Source organism: Vibrio sp. D173a (assembly GCF_030248475.1).
In genome coordinates, this window is record NZ_JAHGAH010001576.1 from 1 (window position 1) to 812 (window position 812).

At 46.9% G+C, this 812-nt stretch carries 1 protein-coding gene; it reads left to right on the forward strand.

Going from position 1 to position 812, the window contains the following annotated elements; all coding sequences use genetic code 11:
• Positions 1 to 21: 21 nt before the first annotated feature.
• The coding region (locus tag KIV40_RS35570; protein ID WP_285354035.1) for a HAMP domain-containing sensor histidine kinase at positions 22 to 812 on the forward strand (791 nt) is incomplete at its 3' end.

Consider the following 812-nt stretch of genomic DNA (forward strand, 5'->3'; position numbering starts at 1 on the left):
CAAACAACTCAAGCAAGGCAAGTGTGGGAAAAATCGCTGACCGATCATGCGATTAAGCTGGTGGCTGGAGGGGTACTCAGTGCCTTATTGGTGATTTTTGTACTGATTATTCGAGTGCTCAAACCCGTCAACCAGATCAACGACAAGATGGGCAGACGTTCGACACTCGATTTAACCCCGATCAACCTCGATGCGCCTCAAGAGGTCAGACACTTAGTGGATACGATCAATGTGTTCATGAACCAGCTCGATGAGAACTTAAATAATCTCAAGAACTTTACCGGGCATGCCGCCCATCAAATCAAAACCCCGATCGCGGGCATTCGCGCTCAAATAGATCTTGCGCGAAGCAAAACCAAAGATGCCGAGACGATTGAATATCTGCACAAGGTCACTGGAGCATGCTCAGTGTTGGAGCGTACGGTTGATCAATTGCTTAACCACGCCACGATTCGTCATCGTTACCAGAGTATTGAACCCAAGCCTGTTGATATGAACCGCCTGGTAAAAGAGGTGTGCCGCAGTTTAGCGATGAATGAACTTATTAAAGACATAGAGCTCTGCTACCAAGAATCGCTTCAATTCAGCGTCAAAGGTGATGAGTTTTCCCTTAGCCAAATGCTGATTAACCTACTTGAAAACGCCATTAAATACTCGCCAATGGGCAACGTTATTGAGGTAGAGATACTTCAGCAGGGCAGCAAAGCCGTGTTGCTAATTCGAGATTTTGGACCGGGGATTGCCGATCAAGATAAGCCATTTGTGTTCGAGAAATTCTATCGAAGCCCACGTGCAACCAGCCATGGAACTGG